Consider the following 18,274-nt stretch of genomic DNA (forward strand, 5'->3'; position numbering starts at 1 on the left):
CCGTCCACTCGGGTCCGACTCGGGGTTCGACTCGGGTTCAGCCTTTGACTGCGCCGGCGGTGAGCCCGGCGACGATGCGGCGCTGGAACAGCAGCACGAAGACCACGATCGGGATCGTGATGATCACGGCGGCGGCCGCGATCGAGCCGGTCGGCTGCTCGAACTGGGAGCTCCCGGTGAAGAAGGCGATGGCCGCCGGGACCGTCCGGGCCGAGGTGGTGGAGGTCAGCGAGATCGCGAACAGGAAGTCGTTCCAGCAGAAGATGAAGACCAGGATCCCGGTGGTGAACACCCCCGGCGCCGCCAGCGGCGCGATGACCAGCCGGAACGCCTGCCAGGGCGTGGCGCCGTCCACCTTGGCCGCCTTCTCCAGGTCCCAGGGGATCTCCCGGAAGAACGCCGAGAGCGTGTAGATCGCCAGCGGCAGCGAGAAGGTCATGTAGGGGATGATCAGCCCGGCCCAGGTGTCGAACAGGCCGAGTGCCCGCTCGATGTCGAACAGCGGCGAGACCAGTGAGATCGGCGGGAACATCGCGATCAGCAGGGACACCCCGATCAGCAGCCGCTTGCCGGGGAAGCGCAGCCGGGCCACCGCGTACGCGGCCATGGTGCCCAGCACGACGGCGATGGTGGTGGCGGTCACCGCGATGCCGATCGAGTTGACCAGGGCCCGGGTGAACTCCGAAGTCTCGAAGATGCCGCGGTAATTGGCGAGGGTCCACTTCCGGGGCACGAACGCGCCGTCGGAGAGGGTGCTCGGGTCCTTGAAGGAGAGCGCCACGATCCACCACACCGGGAAGAGCGCGTAGAGCACGACCACCAGGTTGGCGACGCCCCAGCCGGTCAGCGTCCGGTTGTGCCGGCCGCTCATCGGTGCTCCGGTTCCGCGCCCGGCGTCGCCGTGCCGAACAGCTTGACGAAGACCACGGCGATCAGCGCCACGCAGACGAAGATCAGCACCGAGATCGCCGAGCCGATGCCCAGGTTGAGCGCGGTGAACAGGTTGTCGTAGCCGAGGATGGACACCGAGCCGGTGCCGTTGGAGCCGCCGGTCAGCACGTAGATGTTGTCGAAGATCCGGAAGGCGTCCAGGGTGCGGAAGAGCAGCGCGACCAGGATCGCCGGCTTCATCAGCGGCAGGATCACCAGCCGCAGCCGCTGCCCGAAGCCCGCGCCGTCCACCATCGCCGCCCGGACCGTCTCGTCCGGCACGAGGGCCAGGCCGGCGAGCAGCAGCAGCGCCATGAACGGGGTGGTCTTCCACACCTCCGCGAGGATGATCAGACCGACGGCCGGCCACTGCTCCGTCAGCGGCGCACTGCCCTCCGGCAGCAGGGCAGCCAGGTAGCCGGTGCCCGGGGTCCAGGCGTACTGCCAGGAGTAGGCCGCCACCACGGTGACGATCCCGTACGGCACCAGCACCGCGGTGCGCACCGTACCGCGCCCGAAGAGCGTCCGGTGCATCACCAGCGCGAGCGCCAGGCCGAGCACCAGCTCCAGGGCCACCGACACCACGGTGATCAGCACCGTGACGCCGAGCGCGTGCCACCAGTACGGCGAGGCCAGCACCGCGCCGTAGTTGGCGAGCCCGACCCAGTGCGCCTGCTCGGGGAAGCGCAGGTCGTAGCGCTGCAAGGACAGGTAGACGGCGTAGCCGATCGGGTAGGCGGTGACGGCGAGCATCACGATCACCGCGGGTGCGCACAGCAGCCAGCCCAGCCGGCGCTCCTGGCGGGCGCCGAGCGAGGGCCCGGCCGGTCGCGGTACGGCGGCGGCCTCGGTGGACGGTGTCACGGGATCAGCCCCTTCGAGCCGAGGGCGTCCTGGATCTGCCCGCGGAGGTCGGCCACGTCCTTCTCCGGGTGGATGCCGGCGGGCGGGGAGAGGATGTGCGAGACGGCGATGGAGACGTTCTGGTAGGCCGGGGTCTGCGGCCGCACGCTGGCGGAGTCGAGGGCGGCCAGCACGTCGGCGGCGAACGGGTAGCTGGCGGTGAGTTCGGCCGTCTCGTACAGGTTGCGCAGCGAGGGCGGCAGGCCGCCCTTCAGCGCGTTGGTGAGCTGGTTGTCCCGGTCGCGCAGGCAGAGGGTGGCCTCGGCGGCGAGGTCCGGGTGCCGGCTGTAGGCGCCCACCGCGAGGTCGATCCCGCCGATGGTCACGGTGGCGGGGCGGTCGGCGCTCACCGCGGGGTACGGGGCCCAGCGGAAGTGCGGGAACAGCTCCGGCCGGTTGGCCTTCATCGAGGGGTAGACGAAGGGGTAGTTGAGTTCGAAGGCGGCCGTGCCGGACTCCATCGCGAGCCGGTTCTGGTCCTCCATCTGGTTCGGCAGCGAGGGGTCGGCGGCCACCGATGTCGCCAGGTCGCGCATCACCCCGGCGGCCGTGACGGCCGGCTCCCCGAGCGAGGGCGCCTGTGCGTCGGGGGTGAGGATGGTGCCGCCCGCGCTGGTGACCAGCGTGTTGAACCAGACCGTCAGCCCCTCGTACTGGGCGCCCTGGATCTCCACGAAGTGCGGCTTGCCCTCGTCGGCCAGCTCCCGCGCCCGGGAGAGCATCTGCGCCCAGGTGTCGGGCGGGGTCGGCACCAGGTCGTCGCGGTACCAGAGCAGCTGGGTGTTGGAGTTGTACGGCACCGCGTACAGCCGGTCCCGCCAGGTCGCGGTGCGCACCGCCGCGGCGAGGGTGTCGGCGGTGGCCTGTTCGCGCATCGCCCCGGTCCACTCGCGGATCCAGCCGGCCTCGGCGAACTCGGCGGGCCAGGTGACGTCCAGGCCGAGGATGTCGACCTCGGTGTCGTGCGCCGCCATCCGGCGCACCAGCTGCTGGCGCTGGCCGTCGGCGCCGCGCGGCAGCTTGTTGTAGCGGATCGTGTAGCGACCGCCGGACCGCTGCCCGCAGCGGTCGGCGGCCTGCTGGAGGGCGCCCGAGTCGTCCGGGAAGTTGTACCAGTTCAGGGTTACCGGGCCGCCGCCCCCGCCACCCCCGCAGCCGACCAGGGCGGAGGCGAGCACGGCCAGTCCGGCGGCGGCGCTCGCCCACCGCGAGCGGAGACGGGGGACCCTCGGCATCGTTCTCCCGGAGTGGGACGGACCGGTCCGGGAGACCCTAGCCGGGCTCCCCCGCCCGGCCCGGGCTGTGCCGCGCCGCCCGCCCGTCGACCAGCCGGACGGCCGAACCGGGGCCGGGCCTCCGGGAGGCGCCGGTCGGGGCCCGCGCGGATACTGGGCGCACACGCAGAGACCTCCGGCCGCACCGGAACCGAGGAGCACGCCGTGACCGGACCCGTCGTCGTCGGATTCGACGGCTCACCCGAGAGCCAGGCCGCCGCCGCGTGGGCCGCCCGCGAGGCGCAGCGCCGCGGCCTGCGCCTGGACGTCCTCCAGGCCTGGCCCCGCCCGAAGCACCTCGCTCCCGGCAGCGAACGCGGCGACCATCAGGCACTGGCGCAACTCGCCGAACACGAGGGCGAGTTGCGCTCCATCGTGCCCGAGGTGGAGGTCGCCGCCTCCTCCGTGGCCGGCGATCCCGTGGAGGCGCTGGAGGCCGCCGGGCGGAGCGCCGCCGTGCTGGTGCTCGGCTCGCGCGGCCTGAGCACCCTGCGCGGGTTCCTGGTCGGCTCGGTGAGCCAGGAGGTGCTGCGGCGGGCGGCCTGCCCGGTGGTGCTGGTCCGCTCCGACGGGGACGAGCCGGAGGGCGAGGTGACGCTCGGCCTGGACCTCGGGCGCCCGGCGGAGCCGGTGCTGGCCTTCGCCTTCGAGGCCGCCGCGCTCCGCTCGGCACCGCTGCGCGTGGTGCACGTCTGGTCCCCGCCGGCCGGCAGCGAGTACATGTCCTACGGGGCGATCGGCGGGCTGGAGCGCGAGACGTCCGCGGCCGAGGACAGCGGGCTGGCGCGGGCCCTGGCGCCCTGGCGGGCCCACCACCCGGAGGTCGAGGTGACCACCGAGCTGATCCGGGGCAAGCCCGCCGTGGACCTGGTGGACGCCGCCGCGTCGTCCCGGCTGCTGGTGGTCGGCCGCAGGGTCCGGCACCTGCCGCTGCGCCACCACCACATCGGCCCGGTCGCGCACGCCGCGATCCACCACGTGCACTGCCCGGTCGCGGTCGTCCCGTACGGCTGAGGGCGTCGCGGGTGCGCCGCCCGGGAGGTCAGCGGGTCCGGGGGGCGAGGCCGACGGGGCAGACGACCGGGGTGCCGTGGACCGGGTCGGTGAGGATCGCGCTCTCCACCCCGTACAGGTCGCGCACCAGCTCCGGGGTGACGATGTCGCGCGGCGCGCCCTGGGCGGCGACCTTCCCGTCCCGCATGGCCACCATGTGGTCGGCGTAGCGGCAGGCGGTACTGAGGTCGTGCAGGACGAGGACGACCGTGCGGCCGCGCGCGGTCAGGCCGCGCACCATCTCCAGCACCTCCAGGGCGTGGCCCATGTCCAGCGCCGAGGTGGGTTCGTCCAGCATCAGGATGTCGGTGTCCTGGGCGACGGCCATGGCGATCCAGGCGCGCTGGCGCTGGCCGCCGGAGAGGGTGTCCAGCGGGCGGTCGGCCAGCTCGTGCAGGTCGGCGGCGGTGAGCGCGTGCTCGACCGCCTCGGCGTCGGCGGCGGACCACTGCCGCAGCAGGCCCTGGTGCGGCTGGCGGCCGTAGCGGACCAGGTCACGGACGGTCAGCCCGTCCGGGGCGGTGGCGGACTGCGGCAGCAGGCCGACGATCCGCGCGATCGCGCGGGTGGAGAGCGAGGTCAGCGGCTTGCCGTCGAGCAGCACGGCGCCGGAGCGCGGGGCGATGGTCCGGGCGAGGCCGCCGAGCAGGGTGGACTTGCCGCAGCCGTTCGGGCCGACGATGACGGTGACCTGCTGCCGCGGCAGTTCGAGGTCGAGCTCGCGGACCACGATGGTGCGGTCGTGGCCGAGGCTGAGCGCACTGGTCGCCAGGCGGTGGGCCGGGGCGGCGGTGGTCGCGGCGGTCGCGGTGCGGGCGGTCATGCGGTCCTCCGGGGACGGGTGGTGAGCAGCAGCCAGAGCAGGTAGGGGCCGCCCACGACGGCGGTGACCAGGCCTGCCGGCACCTCCAGCGGCGACAGGACGGTGCGGCCGATCAGGTCGGCGAGCAGGGTGAAGGCGGCGCCGGCGGCGGCCGAGGTGAGCACCGGCACGCAGCGCGGCCCGGCGATCCGGCGGGCGGCCTCGGGCGCGGCGAGCGCGATCATGCCGAGCGGTCCTGCGACGGCCACCGCCAGGCCCGCGCAGACCACGGCGACCGCCAGGACGCCGATCCGCAGGCCGCGCACCCGGACGCCCAGTCCGGTGGCGACGGCGTCGGAGAAGCGCAGCAATGACAGCCGCCGGCCGAGCAGCACGGCGGCGGGCAGGCAGGCCAGCAGGCCGAGTTCGAGGAGGCCGACGGTGTCGGCGTCCCGGCTGTTGAGGGTGCCGACCGTCCAGCCGTAGGCGGAGTTGGCGGCGTCGATGGCGGCGCGGGAGAGCATCAGGTTGGTCACCGCGCCGAAGACCGCGCCGATGCCGAGGCCGACGACCAGGAAGCGGTAGCCGTTGCGGCCGGCCCCGCCGCCGAGGGCGAAGGCGAGCGAGGCGGCGGTGGCGGCGCCCACCAGGGCGGCGGCGGAGGGCAGCAGCTGGGTGGCGACGCCGGTGACGGAGGCGACGGCGAAGGCGGTGGCGCCCTCGTTGAAACCGACGGTGTCCGGGGTGGCCAGCCGGTTCTGGGCGAGGGTCTGCATCAGGCAGCCCGCGACCCCGAGGGCGGCGCCGACGGCCAGGGCCGCCTCGGCGCGGGGCAGCCGCAGCTTCTCCACCAGAAGCACGTCGCGCGCGGTGCCGTCGCCGAAGGCGGCGCGCAGGGCGGTCACCGGGTTCAGGTTCGTCTCGCCGACGGCCAGGCAGACGGCGGTCACCGCGACCACGACGAGCAGCAGGGCGGTGCAGCCGAGCAGCGGCCGGACCGGGACGAGCACCGAGCGGCCGCCGAGGGCGAGCAGCCGGGTGCCGGGCGGGGTCGACGGCCGGGGCGCGGCCGAGTGGGTGTCGGGGTTCGGGGCTTTCAGGGTGGGGGTCACAGCGCGGGCATTCTGTGCGAGCGGACGACGGCGACCAGGACGGGGGCGCCGCACAGGGCGGTCATCACGCCGAGCGGCATCTCGTACGGGCGGGCGACCAGTCGGGAGGCCACGTCGGCGAGCAGCACGACGGCCGGCCCGAGCAGGGCGGAGACCACGAGCAGTCGGCGCAGGTCGGGGCCGACCAGGGCCCGGGCGGCGAAGGGCACCACCAGGCCGACGAAGGAGACCGGTCCGGCGATCGCGGTGGCGGCGCCGACCAGCAGGGCGACGGCGGCCACCGCGAGGGCGCGGGCCCGGCGGGGCTTGTGGCCGAGGCCGGTGGCGACGTCGTCGCCGAGGCTGAGCGCGGTCAGCGCCGGCCCGGAGAGCAGCGCCAGGACCAGGCCGAGCAGCAGCACCGGCAGCACGGCCAGCAGTTGGTCGGTGCCGCGGCCGGCGACCGAGCCGATGGTCCAGAACCGGATCTCGTCGGCGGCCCGGGCGTCGGACAGCAGCAGTACGGAGGAGCCGGCGTTCATCAGTCCGCTCAGCGCCGCTCCGGCCAGCACCAGCCGGACGGGGTCGTCGCCGGTGCCGCGCAGCCGGGCGGCACCGAGCGCCAGCAGGCAGCCGGCGGCGGCGCCCAGCACGGCGACGTACGGGCCGACGCTCGCCGCGCCGGCGCCGAGCACGATCGCGATCACCACGGCGAAGGAGGCGCCGGTGCTCACTCCGAGCAGGCCGGGCTCGGCCAGCGGGTTGCGGGCGGCGGCCTGGAGCACGGTGCCGGCCACGCCGAGCGCGAGGCCGACCGCGAGGGCCACGGCGGTGCGCTGGGCGCGCAGGTGGAACACGGTGAACCAGGAGTCGGAGTCGCCGTCACCGAGCAGGGTGGAGAACGCCCGTGACGGCCCCACATCGCCCGCGCCGAGCAGCAGGCTCGCCAGCACGGCGAGCAGCAGGATACCGCCGGCGGGCAGCAGTCCGCGCAGCAGGAGTGATCGGGTTGTCACACCGGGCCTCCCCCATCAGGGCTTTACGTATGGTTAGGCTAACCTCAGAAAAACGGTTCGCCCGTAAACTACCATTGCTCGGAGAACACCCATGCTTGGCACCCGCTTTACCAAGACCGTGCTCGGCGCGGCCGTCGTCGGCGCCCTCTCCCTGGGCCTGACCGCGTGCGGCTCCTCCGGGTCCGACGGCTCCGCGGGTGACTCCGGCTCCTCGTCCACCGCCGCCGCGAAGGACGGCAAGCGCAGCATCGACACCGCCTTCGGCGCCGTGGAGGTCCCGGCCGGGGCCAAGCGGGTCGTCGCCCTCAACGACACCTCGCTGGACACCGCGCTCTCACTCGGCGTCACCCCGGTCGGCACCAGCTCCAGCCGCGGCGGCACCACCGCCCCCGCCTACCTGAAGGCCGACGCCATCCCACTGGTGGCCACGGTCAAGGAGCCCAACATCGAGGCGATCCTCAAGGCCTCGCCCGACCTCATCCTGGCCTCCTCGGGCATCGAGAAGTCCCAGTACGAGAAGCTCTCCGCGGTCGCCCCGACCATCGTCCCCAAGGCCGGCGACTGGCGCTCGGTGCTCGCCGTGTACGGCGACGCGCTCGGCCACAAGGACGACCTGACGGCCAAGCTGGACGCCCTGGACAAGCGCGCCGCCAAGGCCGGCGAGGGCAGGACCGGCAGCGCCGTGGTGATGCGCTGGATGCCCAACGGGCCGATCGTGATGAACACCACCAACATGCCCGGCGACCTGCTGAAGAAGACCGGCGCCGGCACCATGCCGATCGCCGACGACCTGGGCGCCCAGCCCCACTCGGACCCGCTGTCCCTGGAGAACCTCAACAAGGCCGACGCCGACCGGGTGTTCGTCGCCACCCTCAACGCCGACGGCGAGAAGGCGCTGGAGACCGCCCGCAAGCAGGAGGCCTTCACCCGCCTCAAGGCGGTGGGCACCAACCAGCTCATGGGCGTCGACGGCCAGGTGTGGAGCAGCAGCTCCGGCCCGATCGCGGCGGAGAAGGTCGTCGAGGACATCGAGAAGGCCTTCGGCGCGAAGTAGCCCCACCCGGCAGGGAATTATCCCCCCCCCGAGAACTTCCGAAGGGATTCCGAAGGAGTTCCGAGGGAAGGGCCGCAGCCCCCCGGACAACCGTCCGGGGGGCTGCCGTCATGCCTCCAGGACCAGCCGCAGGAGCTCGCGCAGGGACTCGCGCTGCTCGGCGCCGAGCCGGGCCAGCGGGTCTCCGGCGAAGGGCATCCGGGCCCGCAGGTCGGCGGCGACCTCGCGCCCGGCGGCGGTGGCGGCGACCCGCTTCACGCGGCGGTCGGCGGGGTCGACGCTGCGCTCGACCAGGCCGCGGGACTCCAGCCGGTCGATGATCACCGTCACGTTGGACGGCTCCGCGTGCAGCTTCTCGGCGATCCGGCGGGTCGGGACCGGTGCTTCGGCCGCGAGCAGCGCCTTGGCCTGCAGCGCGGTCAGCCCGTGGACCGCCGCGGCCGCCTCGGACTCCCGGCCGTAGCGGCGGTTGACGGCCGCGAAGAGTCCGACGATCTCGGGGGTGAGGTCATCCGATGGGTGGGACATGACCACCAGGGTATCGAGGTGCTTGACAAAGTGAAATATCGGGCCACATAGTTATGGATCATATTGGTTATGAATCATAAACATATGGAGTCCAGCGCGATGAGCAACAAGACCGTCCTGATCACCGGCACCTCCTCCGGCATCGGCCTGGCCACCGCCGTCGCCGCAGCCCGCGGCGGCTGGCACGTGATCGCCACCATGCGGAACACCACGAAGGCCGGCGCACTACTGGCCGCCGCCGGGCAGGCCGGGGTCACCGTCGACGTCCGGGCGCTGGACGTCACCGACCCGGCCTCGGTCGAGGCCTGCCTGTCCGGCGTCGACCAGCTGGACGCCCTGGTCAACAACGCCGGCGCCGGCCACGTCGGCACCCTGGAGCAGGAGAGCGTCGACGACGTCCGCGCCGTCATGGAGGTCAACTTCTTCGGCGTACTGCACGTCACCAAGGCCGCGCTGCCCCTGCTGCGGGCGAGCAAGGGCCGGGTGCTGACCGTGACCAGTGTCGGCGGCGTGGTCGGCCAGCCCTTCAACGAGGCGTACTGCGCCGCCAAGTTCGCGGTGGAGGGCTTCATGGAGTCCCTCGCCCCGGTCGCGGCCACCGCCGGGGTGTCCGTCAGCGTGGTCGAACCGGGCGCGGTGGCCAGCGAGTTCGTCAGCAACGTGGGCCTCACGGACGACGCCGCCGAGCAGGCCGGGCCGTACGCGCCGGCCCTGGCCGGCTACCTGGACCGCACCCGCAACGCCTTCGCCAACGCACAGGCGGCCGAGGACGTGGCCACCCGCATCCTCGGCCTGCTCGAGGCCGAGCGCCCCGCCTTCCGGCTGCTCACCTCCGACGCCGCCCGGGCCTTCGCCGGGGTGAAGCTCAAGGACCTCGACGGCTCGGCCGTGCAGACGCTGACCGCCGACTGGGTCACCCCGTGATCACCCGAGCCGCAGGGCCGGCAAGGTAGCCGGCCGGGCCCCGCGGGCGTCCGGGACGCGGCAGCCGGGCACCGTCCGCGAGTGCGGCACCGGCTGTCCCTGGGGGCGCCGCTCGCGGTCGAGCTCGGCACCGGCCCGCGCCGCCCGGTACACCGCCCGGGCCGACCGTGCCCCCACAGCGAGCGCGGGCCCCGGAAGGGTCGGCGGGGCCCTGGTCGGCAGCGGACCGGACGGCCACGCGGACGGCGTCGGACGGCATGCCCGAACAGTCGTGGCCGGCGTCCGACAGGGCCTGGACCTCGGCCTCGGTCGCGGTGGCCGGCAGGTTGACCGGGCCCGCGTCGGTGACCGCGCCGGCACCACGGCCAGGATGTCGATCGTGCCGGGCCGGTACTCGACCGGCTCCGCCGCCGGCGCGGGCGCGGCGGCCTCACCGCGCCCGCCCGGCTCCCGTCAGCCGACCTCCGTCAACCGGCCAGTTCCGCGCGCAGCGTCCGGGCGGCGCCGACCAGGCTCTTCAGCGACGCCCGGGTCTCCGGCCAGCCGCGGGTCTTCAACCCGCAGTCCGGGTTGACCCAGAGCCGCTCCGCCGGGATCGCTGCCAGGCCCGCGCGCAGCAGGGAGACCGCCTCCGCGGTGCCGGGGACGCGCGGCGAGTGGATGTCCCAGACGCCGGGGCCCACCTCGCGCGGGTAGCCCGCCTCGGCGAGTTCACCGGCCACCTCCATGTGGGAGCGGGTGGCCTCCAGCGAGATGACGTCCGCGTCGAGGTCGTCGATCGCGGTCATGATCGCGCCGAACTCGGCGTAGCACATGTGGGTGTGGATCTGGGTGTCGGCCCCCCGGGCGCGCACCGCCGGGTCGTGGGTGATCAGGGAGTTGGCGCGAGAGGCGAGGTCCTTCGCGAGCCTGAATCCTCAAGTGCACCGGTGGCACGAGGACGCGAAGGGATGACGAACCGGACGGACACCCGCACCGTGCACGGCTCCGCCTGGTATGGTCGCCGACCCGCCCACGAGGTCACCGGATGGCCGCACGCCAACGGTCGCGTACGGGCAGTGGCAGGTCTTCGGACTCGTGGGCACGCCCACCCGGCCGAAACCGGGGCGGACACCTACACCCCGCCTGGCGGACGGGGCGAACCAGCTGCGTCGCCAGCTTAGGGGCAGAACGTCGCCGTCGAGGCGGAAATCTCGAAAGGCGTCCGTATCGTGGGACCTCGCCGCCGCCGTACGGCTACTCGGCCGAAGGTCCGCGCAGCTCGTCGGGGCCACCGTCCTCCGGGACCAGCTCGGGGACGGGGTGGGGCCGCCCCTGCGAGTCGATCGCCACGAAGACCAGCTCCGCCGTCGCCACCCGGGTCACCGGCCCGGCGAGGTTCCACCGCTCCGAGGTCACCTCCACCGACACGTCCATCGAGGTCCGCCCGACGCTGCCGACCCGGGCTCGGACGGTGAGGAGGTCTCCCGCCCGGACGGGCGCGAGGAACGACATCCCCCGGACGGAGACGGTGACCGCGGGAACACCGGCGTGCCGGCCCGCGGCGGCGGCGGCCGCGTCGTCGATCAGCTTCATCATCACGCCACCGTGCACCGAACCGTAGAGGTTGGTGTCGTGGTCGCTCATGATGTGGGCAAGGGTGACCGCCGAGTCGGCCGGGGTGCGGGAGAGGACAGCGGGACTGGTCACAGCGACGGCCCGCCCGTCATGGCGCCGTGGGAATCGTGGTCGGCGTTCCGCTGCACGGAACTCTCCTTCGTGAGGTCGCGGACCTCGGGCACGCCGAGGAGCGGGCAGCCGTCCGCACACGGCCCACCCGCACCATCGGCCCGCCCTCGGGGTCGTGGTGGGCCGCGGGCCAACACGGCACGCGGGCAGCGGCAGGTCTTCGGACTCGTGGGCGCGCCCTCCCGGCCGAACCGGGACGGACACCCACCGGTCGTCGCTCCCCGGACCCGTTGCCGGGCCCCGGCGCGCAGGACGGCGGTCGTTGCCGCTCGCCGCCGCGGGCGGTCCCGGACTCCCGCCGGGTTCCCTCGTGACGACACCCCGCCCGGCGGGCGGGGCGAACCAGCTGCCCCGCCAGCTTACGTCCATCCGCGCAGCTCACAGCCACCGCCCACCGCTTCGGTCGGCCACGTACGGCCCCGGGCCCGTACGCCGGGGCGGACGGCAGAATGTCCCCCATGCGGCACATCTTCGTCATCGGCATCGGTGCGGGCGACCCGGACCACCTCACCCTGCAAGCGGTCAAGGCGATCGGTCGTACCGACGTCTTCTTCATCCTCGACAAGAGCGACGAACGGCAGGACCTGATCGCGCTGCGCCGCCGGATGCTGGCCGAACACGGACGGCCCGGGCACCGCGTGGTCGAGGTGCCGGACGCCGAGCGGGACCGCACGACCCCGGCGTACGCGGCCGCCGTGGACGACTGGCGCGTCCGCCGCGCCGACCTGGTCGAACAGCTGCTCGCCGAGCACCTCGGCCCGGGCGAGAGCGGTGCGTTCCTGGTCTGGGGCGACCCGGCCCTCTACGACAGCGTCATCGCCGTGGTGGACGACGTGTCCGCCCGGGGCGGCGCGCCGTTCGAGTACCAGGTCATCCCGGGCATCAGCAGCGTCTCCGCGCTCGCCGCCCGGCACCGCACCACGCTGACCAGGGTCGGCCGCCCGGTGCAGATCACCACCGGCCGCCGCGTGGCCGAGGGCTTCCCCGAGGGGGTGGACGACGTGGTGGTGATGCTCGACGGCCGGGCCGCCTTCACCGAGATCGACCCCGAGGGGCTGGAGATCCACTACGGCGCCTACCTCGGCACCCCCGACGAGGTGCTCGACTCCGGGCCGCTCGCCGAGGCGGCCCCGCGGATCCGTGAACTGCGGGAGCGGGCCCGGGAGCGCAAGGGCTGGATCATGGACACCTACCTGCTCCGGCGCTCGGACGGCTGACGGCTCACTGCTGACGGCCCGCGGCTCACGGCTCACGGCTCACGGCCCACGGCTGACCGCTTCTCGCTTCCGCCGGCCGGGTCAGACGGTGAGCCGACCGCGGCCTCAGTCCAGCAGCTTCGCCAGTACCCGGTCGAGCGCGCGCAGGTCCTCCGGCGGCAGCCCGAGCAGCGCGTCCGGCGGCGTGGTGAGGATCGCGGTGGCGAGCGCCGCCTTCGCCTCGCCCTCCTCGGTGAGGTGGACCAGCTTGGAGCGCCGGTCGGCCGGGTTGGTGATGCGTTCGGCGAGCCCGCGCCGCACCAGGTCGTCCACGATGACGGTGGTGTACGGCGGGTCGGCGGTCAGCCGCTCGGCCAGCTCCCGCAGGGTGATCGGGCCGGCGGCGAGCCGGCGCAGCGCCCTGACCCGGCTGAAGCTCATGCCCAGGGCGTCGGCGACGGTCTTGCGGCGGTCGTCGCGCTCCAGCACGAGCGCGTACATCCCCTGCCAGACCCGGGCCGCCGTGGCGGCGTCGGCCCCGCTCCCCTTGGGGTGCCCGCCGGTGTCAAGGCGCTCCATCAGGCGTCCACCGTCTCCTTCGTCTCCTCGGTTCCCTCGGCCGGCTCCTGCTCGGCGAGCCGTCGCGCCACGCGCTCGGCCGTCGTCCGGGCCCAGCGGCCGGAAGTGAGCGTACCGGTGACCAGCACGGCCGCCCCGCAGCCGGCGATGATCCACCAGGCCGTCCGCGCGGCCCCGGTGAAGTCCGCCGGGTCCGCCAGGGCGGTCCCGGCCATCAGGGCGCCGGTCACCGCGACGCCCAGGGACTGGCCGACCTGCCGGCTGGTGGAGGCCACGGCCGCCGCCACCCCGGCCTGAGAGCGGGGCATCCCGGAGACGGCGGTGTTGGTGATGGGCGCGTTGACCAGGCCGAAGCCGGTGCCGAAGAGCAGGAAGGCGACGACCAGCAGCCCGGTCGGCAGGTGCTCGGAGTAGCCGACCGCCTGGAGCACGGCGCTCGCGGTGAGCGTCGTCCCGGCCAGCAGCAGCGGCGTGCGCGGCCCCCGAGTGGCCACCATCCGGCCGGACAGCGGCGCGGTGAGCAGCGACATGACGGCCATCGGCAGCATGACCAGCCCGGCGTGCAGCGGGTCGAGACCGCGGACGTCCTGGAGGTACAGGGAGCTGAGGAACAGGAAGCCGCCGAGGCCGGCGAAGGCGGCGACCGCGATCACGGTGGCACCGGAGAACGGTGCGGAGCGGAAGAACCGCAGGTCGATCAGCGGGTCGGTGCGCCGGGGTTCGTACCAGAGCAGGCCCAGCAAGGCGGCTGGCGCGGCCGCGGCGCAGCCGAGCACCACGGGCGAGGTCCAGCCGAGCTCCGGCGACTCGATGATCGCGTAGGTGAGGGCGGCGAGCAGCACGATGACCAGCAGCTGTCCGATCGGGTCCACCCGGCGGGTGCGGGCCGCCCGCGACTCCGGCACGTAGCGGGTGGTGAGGAAGAGTGCGGCCAGGCCGATCGGGACGTTGATCCAGAAGATCGCCCGCCAGCCGGCCGACTCGACCAGCGCGCCGCCGATGATCGGCCCGGCGGCCATGCTGATGCCCACCACGCCGCTCCAGACGCCGATCGCGCGGGCGCGCTGCCGGGAGTCGGTGAAGGTGTTGCTGATGATCGACATGGCGACGGGGTTCAGCATCGAGCCGCCGACCGCCTGCAGCATCCGCGCGGCGATCAGCCAGCCGAGCCCGGGGGCGAGGCTGCACAGCAGGGAGGCCCCGGTGAACACCACCAGCCCGATCCGGAACACCCGGCGGCGGCCGATCCGGTCGGCGGTGGAGCCGGAGAGCATCAGCAGGCTCGCCAGTACCAGGGTGTAGGCGTCGACCGTCCATTGCAGTCCGGACACCGAGGTGTCCAGGTCGCGCCGGATGGCGGGCAGGGCCACGTTCAGGATGGTGTTGTCGAGGCTGACGATCAGCAGGCTCATGCAGCAGATGGCGAGCACGAGCCAGGGCCGCGGTCGAGCGGCATCGGGCATGACGAACGCTCCATGATTATTTGTGTTGTTGTAATCATTGTGAGCATATAACTAACTCGGGCGACGGCTCCACCCCCGCCCCCGGAGAGGCCCCGGACGACGAAACGGCCGCGCCCCGCCGATCTCCTCGGCGGGGCGCGGCCGTTCAGGCGCGCGGGTCAGGCCTTCTTGACCACGCTGGACTTGAGCTGCATCGCGCCGAAGCCCTCGATCCGGCAGTCGATGTCGTGCCCGTCGACACCGTCCACCAGCCGGATGTTGCGCACCTTGGTGCCGGCCTTGATGCCGGAGACGCTGCCCTTGACCTTCAGCGCCTTGACCACCGTGACGGTGTCGCCGTCGTTCAGCACGTTGCCGACGGCGTCCTTGATCACACGCTCGCCGGCCGGCGCTCCGGCCTGGTCGCCACCGCCGGGCACCCACTCGTGGGCGCACTCGGGGCAGACCATGAGGGCGTTCATCTCATAGGTGTACTCGCTGGAGCACTGCGGGCACGGGGGGAGGTTGTCGCTCATGAGTTCAGATTATCCAGGGGTGTTCGAGGGTGGCCTGAGGGACGGGTGAGGAGGTCAGCGGGGGTGCCGGTGCCGGTGGGCACCGGCCCCGGCGGCCGTGCGGCCGTGGTCGGCGGGGGCCGTGCGGCCGTGGTCGGCGGGGGCCGACCGCTCGCGCAGGTGGGTGCGGGCGTGGGCGATGGCCTCGGGGGTCGTGGCGAAGACGTGCCCGTGGGCGCGCAGCCCGTCCAGCACGCCGAGGGCGTCCAGCGGGCGGTGGTGTTCGTCCCGCAGGCCGGAGACCAGCACCAGGGTGCCGCGCCGTCGGAGCGCGGAGATGGCGTCGCCGAGGACGGTCGCGCCGCTGGCGTCGATCGCGCTGACCCGCGACATCCGCAGGATCGCGACCTCGACCTCGGCGGACTCGGTGAGTTCGAGCAGGAAGCGGTGGGCGGCCGCGAACAGCAGCGGCCCGTCGATCCGGTAGGCGACGATGTGCTCGGCGAGCAGCGCCCGCTCCTCCTCGCCGTGGTCGCCGCGGTCGGGCCGGGGCCCGGGAACCTCCCGGCCGGAGGCCTCGGGAACCTCGGCGAGCAGCGGGACCTGTTCCACCCGGGCCGCCCGGGCGACGGCGGCGAGCGCCAGGACGCCGGAGACCAGCACACCGACCACCACGGCGGTGACCAGGTCGAAGGCCAGCGTGGCGACGGCCGTCAGGGCCAGCACGGCGGCCTCGCCGCGCCCGGTGCGGGCCAGCGCCCGCAGCGAGCCGACCTCGACCATCCGGACGGCGGTGGCGATCAGCACCCCGGCCAGCGCCGCCAACGGGATCCCCGCGACCACCGGCGCGGCGGCGAAGACGATCACCGCGAGCACCCCGGCGTGCACCAGGGCGGCGAGCCGGGAGGCGGCACCCGACCGTACGTTGACGGCGGTGCGCGCGATCGCGCCGGTCGCGGCGACGCCGCCGAACAGCGGGGCCGCAAGGTTCGCCAGCCCCTGGCCGAACAGCTCGCGGTCGCCGTCGTGCCGGCCCGACACGCTCATCGCGTCGGCGGCCGTCGCGGACATCAGGGACTCCAGCGCGGCCAGCGCGGCGACGGCGAACGCGGAGGGCAGCAGCGCGGGGACGGCGGAGAGGTCCAGGAAGCCGAGCGAGGGCGCCGGCAGCCCGCTGGGCAGGTGGCCGATGGTGGCGACGGGCAGGCCGGCCAGGTCGGCGGTGACGGTCGCGGCGACGACGGCGATCAGCGAGAACGGCAGCGCGGGCCGCAGTCGTACGCCGACCAGCATCACGGCGGCGACGGCGAGCGCCACGCCGACGGAGGCCCAGTGGGGCGCGGCGGCGAAGTCGCGCACCGCCCGGGCCGCGACCACGGCCGGGTTGTCGCCCTCGGGCTTGCGCACCCCGAGCGCGCCGGGCACCTGCTGGAGGGCGATGACCCCGGCGATGCCGACGGTGAAGCCCTCCACCACGGGCACCGGCACGTACGTCATCCAGCGCCCGGCACGGACCAGGGCGAGGACCACCAGGAGCACCCCGGCGAGCAGGCCGACGGTCAGCACGCCGTCGGTGCCGTAGCGGGCGACGATCGGGACGAGGACCACGGTCATGGCGCCGGTCGGCCCGGACACCTGGAGGTCGGAGCCGCCGAAGACGGCGGCCAGCGCCCCGGCCACGACGGCGGTGGCCAGTCCGGCCTCGGCGCCCGCACCGGAGGAGATGCCGAAGCCCAGGGCCAGCGGCAGTGCCACGATCGCCACCGTGAGGCCGGCGGGCAGGTCCCTGCGCGGGGCGCGGCCCATGGTGGCGAGGATCGCCCGGGTGGGCAGGACGGCCCGCACCCGGTCGCCCACGACGGTGGCGAGGCTCATTCCGCGCCCGCCCCCGACCGCCGGGCGGGCGGCCACTGTTCGCCGATTGCCGCGGTCACGACCGCCCCTTCCTGCGTCCGACGGCGCCCGGACGCGCCTTCCACCGGTTCAACGGCACGACAGCATGTATGAACTTGAAGAATTTTTCAAATCACTTGTTTCGCATGTGATGGATTCCGACAGTAGTGGCGTCCTGCGGTCGGTGGTGGCCACGGGAACGGCCGGCCCCGGTTGCCCGGGCGCTGCTGCTGCTCGCCCTGGCCTCCGGGGCCGGTCCGGCCGCCAGGTCCGGCCCGGCGGCGGTGAGCCGCGCTACGGCGCGTAGGTGAACACCACCGGGCCACTGGTGCCGCCCGCCGTGGTGACCGTGACGTCCACCGGCCCCGGCTGGTCGGCCGCCGGTGCGGTGGCGGTGCACAGCCGCGGGCCGCAGGAGTGCCGGGTGGCGGGCCGGCCGCCGAAGGAGACCGTGCCGCCGGCCAGGTCGTCGCCGGTCACGATGACCGCGGTGCCGCCGCCGACCGGGCCCGAGGGCGTGTTCAGGCCGGAGAGCGAGGGAGCCGGCGGGGGCGGCGGCGGGGCACCGGTGTAGTCGAAGGCCGCCGGGGCCGTGGTCTTCCCACCCGGTCCGACCACCGTGACGGCGGCGCTGCCCGAGCCGCCGGGCGTGGTCACCGTGCAGGCGGTGTCGGTGCAGGTGCCGGGCGCCGGGACGCCGCCGACCAGCACCATCGCGCCCTCCAGGCCGACGCCGGTGACGGTCACGGGGGTGCCGCCCGTGCCCGGTCCCCTGGTGGCGCTGACATCGTCGATCCGCGGCTGCGAGCCGATCAGCGGCGGCAGCAGGCCGATGCCGAGCAGGTAGGTGGAGACGTGCCCGGTCGGGATCGTGTCGTTGGCGTTGGCCACCCGCGCGGTGATCGCGCCGGTGACCGGTCCGGTCCCCTCCGCGACGACCGGGATCTTCATGAACTCCTCCGTCCCGGAGCGGCGGTTGCCGTACAGGACGGCCTCCAGGTGGCGGCCGTCGGGCGAGACGGTCTCGGTGAAGGTGTAGTCGTTCGGCGTGGAGTAGAACATCGCGCCGCCGGTGGTCACGCCCGGCGGCAGGTCGACGGTGAAGTGGGTCGGCCCGGCGAGGTCCTCGGTGCCGAACGCGTGCCAGGACACCGAGAAGACGCCGTACCGGTTCTGCTCGGTGGGGTAGTTCCCGGCCTGGGTGAGGACCACCCGCTGGGTGATGACGGTGGCGGTGCGCGCTTCGCCGGGCAGGTCGGTCGCCCCCGCCGGAGTCGCGGCGGCGGTCAGGGACAGGGCTGCGGCAAAACCGGCTCCCGCCAGTCTGATGATCGTAGGCATACGGA

The 18,274-nt window shown here is 74.0% G+C and carries 17 protein-coding genes and 1 pseudogene; 4 read left to right on the forward strand and 14 right to left on the reverse strand.

Features of this window, described 5'->3' with window-relative positions; all coding sequences use genetic code 11:
- Positions 1-37: 37 nt before the first annotated feature.
- From ACWDBB_RS01265 to ACWDBB_RS01275, 3 genes are read right to left on the reverse strand one after another with little or no spacing between them, the layout of a single operon-like run.
- Positions 38-871, reverse strand: coding sequence for a carbohydrate ABC transporter permease (locus ACWDBB_RS01265; RefSeq protein ID WP_449787644.1), 834 nt, complete (start codon positions 869-871; stop codon positions 38-40).
- Positions 868-1,794 (reverse strand): carbohydrate ABC transporter permease, encoded by a 927-nt coding sequence (locus tag ACWDBB_RS01270; RefSeq protein WP_449787645.1) that lies wholly within the window; start codon positions 1,792-1,794, stop codon positions 868-870. Before ACWDBB_RS01270 ends, ACWDBB_RS01265 begins: the two co-directional genes overlap by 4 nt.
- The gene (locus ACWDBB_RS01275) at positions 1,791-3,068 is read right to left on the reverse strand and encodes an ABC transporter substrate-binding protein (protein WP_449787646.1); all 1,278 of its coding nucleotides are present in this window, start codon (positions 3,066-3,068) and stop codon (positions 1,791-1,793) included. Before ACWDBB_RS01275 ends, ACWDBB_RS01270 begins: the two co-directional genes overlap by 4 nt.
- A gap of 204 nt (positions 3,069-3,272) precedes the next feature.
- Here ACWDBB_RS01275 and ACWDBB_RS01280 point away from each other — a divergent pair, with 204 nt between their 5' ends.
- Positions 3,273-4,121, forward strand: coding sequence for a universal stress protein (locus ACWDBB_RS01280; protein WP_449787647.1), 849 nt, complete (start codon positions 3,273-3,275; stop codon positions 4,119-4,121).
- 28 nt (positions 4,122-4,149) lie between these two features.
- Here ACWDBB_RS01280 and ACWDBB_RS01285 read toward each other — a convergent pair whose 3' ends face one another.
- From ACWDBB_RS01285 to ACWDBB_RS01295, 3 genes are read right to left on the reverse strand one after another with little or no spacing between them, the layout of a single operon-like run.
- Positions 4,150-4,983 carry an ABC transporter ATP-binding protein gene (locus ACWDBB_RS01285; RefSeq protein ID WP_449787648.1) on the reverse strand — a complete coding sequence of 278 codons (834 nt, stop codon included), beginning with the start codon at positions 4,981-4,983 and terminating at the stop codon, positions 4,150-4,152.
- Positions 4,980-6,074, reverse strand: coding sequence for a FecCD family ABC transporter permease (locus ACWDBB_RS01290; protein ID WP_449787649.1), 1,095 nt, complete (start codon positions 6,072-6,074; stop codon positions 4,980-4,982). The genes ACWDBB_RS01285 and ACWDBB_RS01290 overlap by 4 nt, the downstream gene beginning before the upstream one ends.
- Positions 6,071-7,069, reverse strand: a complete 999-nt coding sequence (locus ACWDBB_RS01295) for a FecCD family ABC transporter permease (protein WP_449787650.1) — start codon at positions 7,067-7,069, stop codon at positions 6,071-6,073. Before ACWDBB_RS01295 ends, ACWDBB_RS01290 begins: the two co-directional genes overlap by 4 nt.
- A 91-nt stretch (positions 7,070-7,160) precedes the next feature.
- On the opposite strand from ACWDBB_RS01295, the gene ACWDBB_RS01300 reads away from it, so the two are divergent.
- Positions 7,161-8,123, forward strand: a complete 963-nt coding sequence (locus ACWDBB_RS01300) for an ABC transporter substrate-binding protein (protein ID WP_449787651.1) — start codon at positions 7,161-7,163, stop codon at positions 8,121-8,123.
- Positions 8,124-8,231: 108 nt separating this feature from the next.
- Here the strand turns inward: ACWDBB_RS01300 and ACWDBB_RS01305 are convergent, their stop codons facing one another.
- Positions 8,232-8,651: a MarR family winged helix-turn-helix transcriptional regulator gene (locus tag ACWDBB_RS01305; protein ID WP_449787652.1), complete on the reverse strand. Its 420-nt coding sequence runs from the start codon at positions 8,649-8,651 to the stop codon at positions 8,232-8,234.
- Between the two features lie 99 nt (positions 8,652-8,750).
- Between ACWDBB_RS01305 and ACWDBB_RS01310 the strand changes: the two genes are divergently transcribed.
- Positions 8,751-9,575 carry an SDR family oxidoreductase gene (locus ACWDBB_RS01310; RefSeq protein ID WP_449787653.1) on the forward strand — a complete coding sequence of 275 codons (825 nt, stop codon included), beginning with the start codon at positions 8,751-8,753 and terminating at the stop codon, positions 9,573-9,575.
- A 467-nt stretch (positions 9,576-10,042) separates the two neighbouring features.
- On the opposite strand, the pseudogene ACWDBB_RS01315 reads toward ACWDBB_RS01310, so the two are convergent.
- Together ACWDBB_RS01315 and ACWDBB_RS01320 are read right to left on the reverse strand one after the other, a co-directional pair.
- Positions 10,043-10,411, reverse strand: a pseudogene (locus ACWDBB_RS01315) (5-methyltetrahydropteroyltriglutamate--homocysteine S-methyltransferase); the annotation flags it as partial.
- A 400-nt stretch (positions 10,412-10,811) separates the two neighbouring features.
- The gene (locus ACWDBB_RS01320) at positions 10,812-11,264 is read right to left on the reverse strand and encodes an acyl-CoA thioesterase (RefSeq protein ID WP_449787654.1); all 453 of its coding nucleotides are present in this window, start codon (positions 11,262-11,264) and stop codon (positions 10,812-10,814) included.
- Positions 11,265-11,761: 497 nt separating this feature from the next.
- On the opposite strand from ACWDBB_RS01320, the gene cobF reads away from it, so the two are divergent.
- A complete protein-coding gene (cobF, locus tag ACWDBB_RS01325) occupies positions 11,762-12,520 on the forward strand; it encodes a precorrin-6A synthase (deacetylating) (protein WP_449787655.1) in 759 nt (252 codons plus the stop codon).
- 105 nt (positions 12,521-12,625) lie between these two features.
- On the opposite strand, the gene ACWDBB_RS01330 is transcribed toward cobF, so the two are convergent.
- The 5 genes from ACWDBB_RS01330 to ACWDBB_RS01350 all read right to left on the reverse strand — a co-directional run bounded on the left by ACWDBB_RS01330 (position 12,626) and on the right by ACWDBB_RS01350 (position 18,269).
- Positions 12,626-13,078: a MarR family winged helix-turn-helix transcriptional regulator gene (locus tag ACWDBB_RS01330; RefSeq protein WP_449787656.1), complete on the reverse strand. Its 453-nt coding sequence runs from the start codon at positions 13,076-13,078 to the stop codon at positions 12,626-12,628.
- Positions 13,078-14,541 carry an MFS transporter gene (locus tag ACWDBB_RS01335; RefSeq protein ID WP_449787657.1) on the reverse strand — a complete coding sequence of 488 codons (1,464 nt, stop codon included), beginning with the start codon at positions 14,539-14,541 and terminating at the stop codon, positions 13,078-13,080. The genes ACWDBB_RS01330 and ACWDBB_RS01335 overlap by 1 nt, the downstream gene beginning before the upstream one ends.
- Before the next feature lie 158 nt (positions 14,542-14,699).
- Positions 14,700-15,056 carry a zinc ribbon domain-containing protein YjdM gene (locus ACWDBB_RS01340; protein ID WP_392876696.1) on the reverse strand — a complete coding sequence of 119 codons (357 nt, stop codon included), beginning with the start codon at positions 15,054-15,056 and terminating at the stop codon, positions 14,700-14,702.
- A 54-nt stretch (positions 15,057-15,110) separates the two neighbouring features.
- Entirely contained in the window at positions 15,111-16,910 is a 1,800-nt protein-coding gene (locus ACWDBB_RS01345; RefSeq protein WP_449787658.1) for a SulP family inorganic anion transporter, read from the reverse strand.
- A gap of 312 nt (positions 16,911-17,222) precedes the next feature.
- The gene (locus ACWDBB_RS01350) at positions 17,223-18,269 is read right to left on the reverse strand and encodes an IPT/TIG domain-containing protein (protein WP_449787659.1); all 1,047 of its coding nucleotides are present in this window, start codon (positions 18,267-18,269) and stop codon (positions 17,223-17,225) included.
- Positions 18,270-18,274 lie beyond the last annotated feature (5 nt).

This window comes from Kitasatospora sp. NPDC001095 (genome assembly GCF_053598615.1).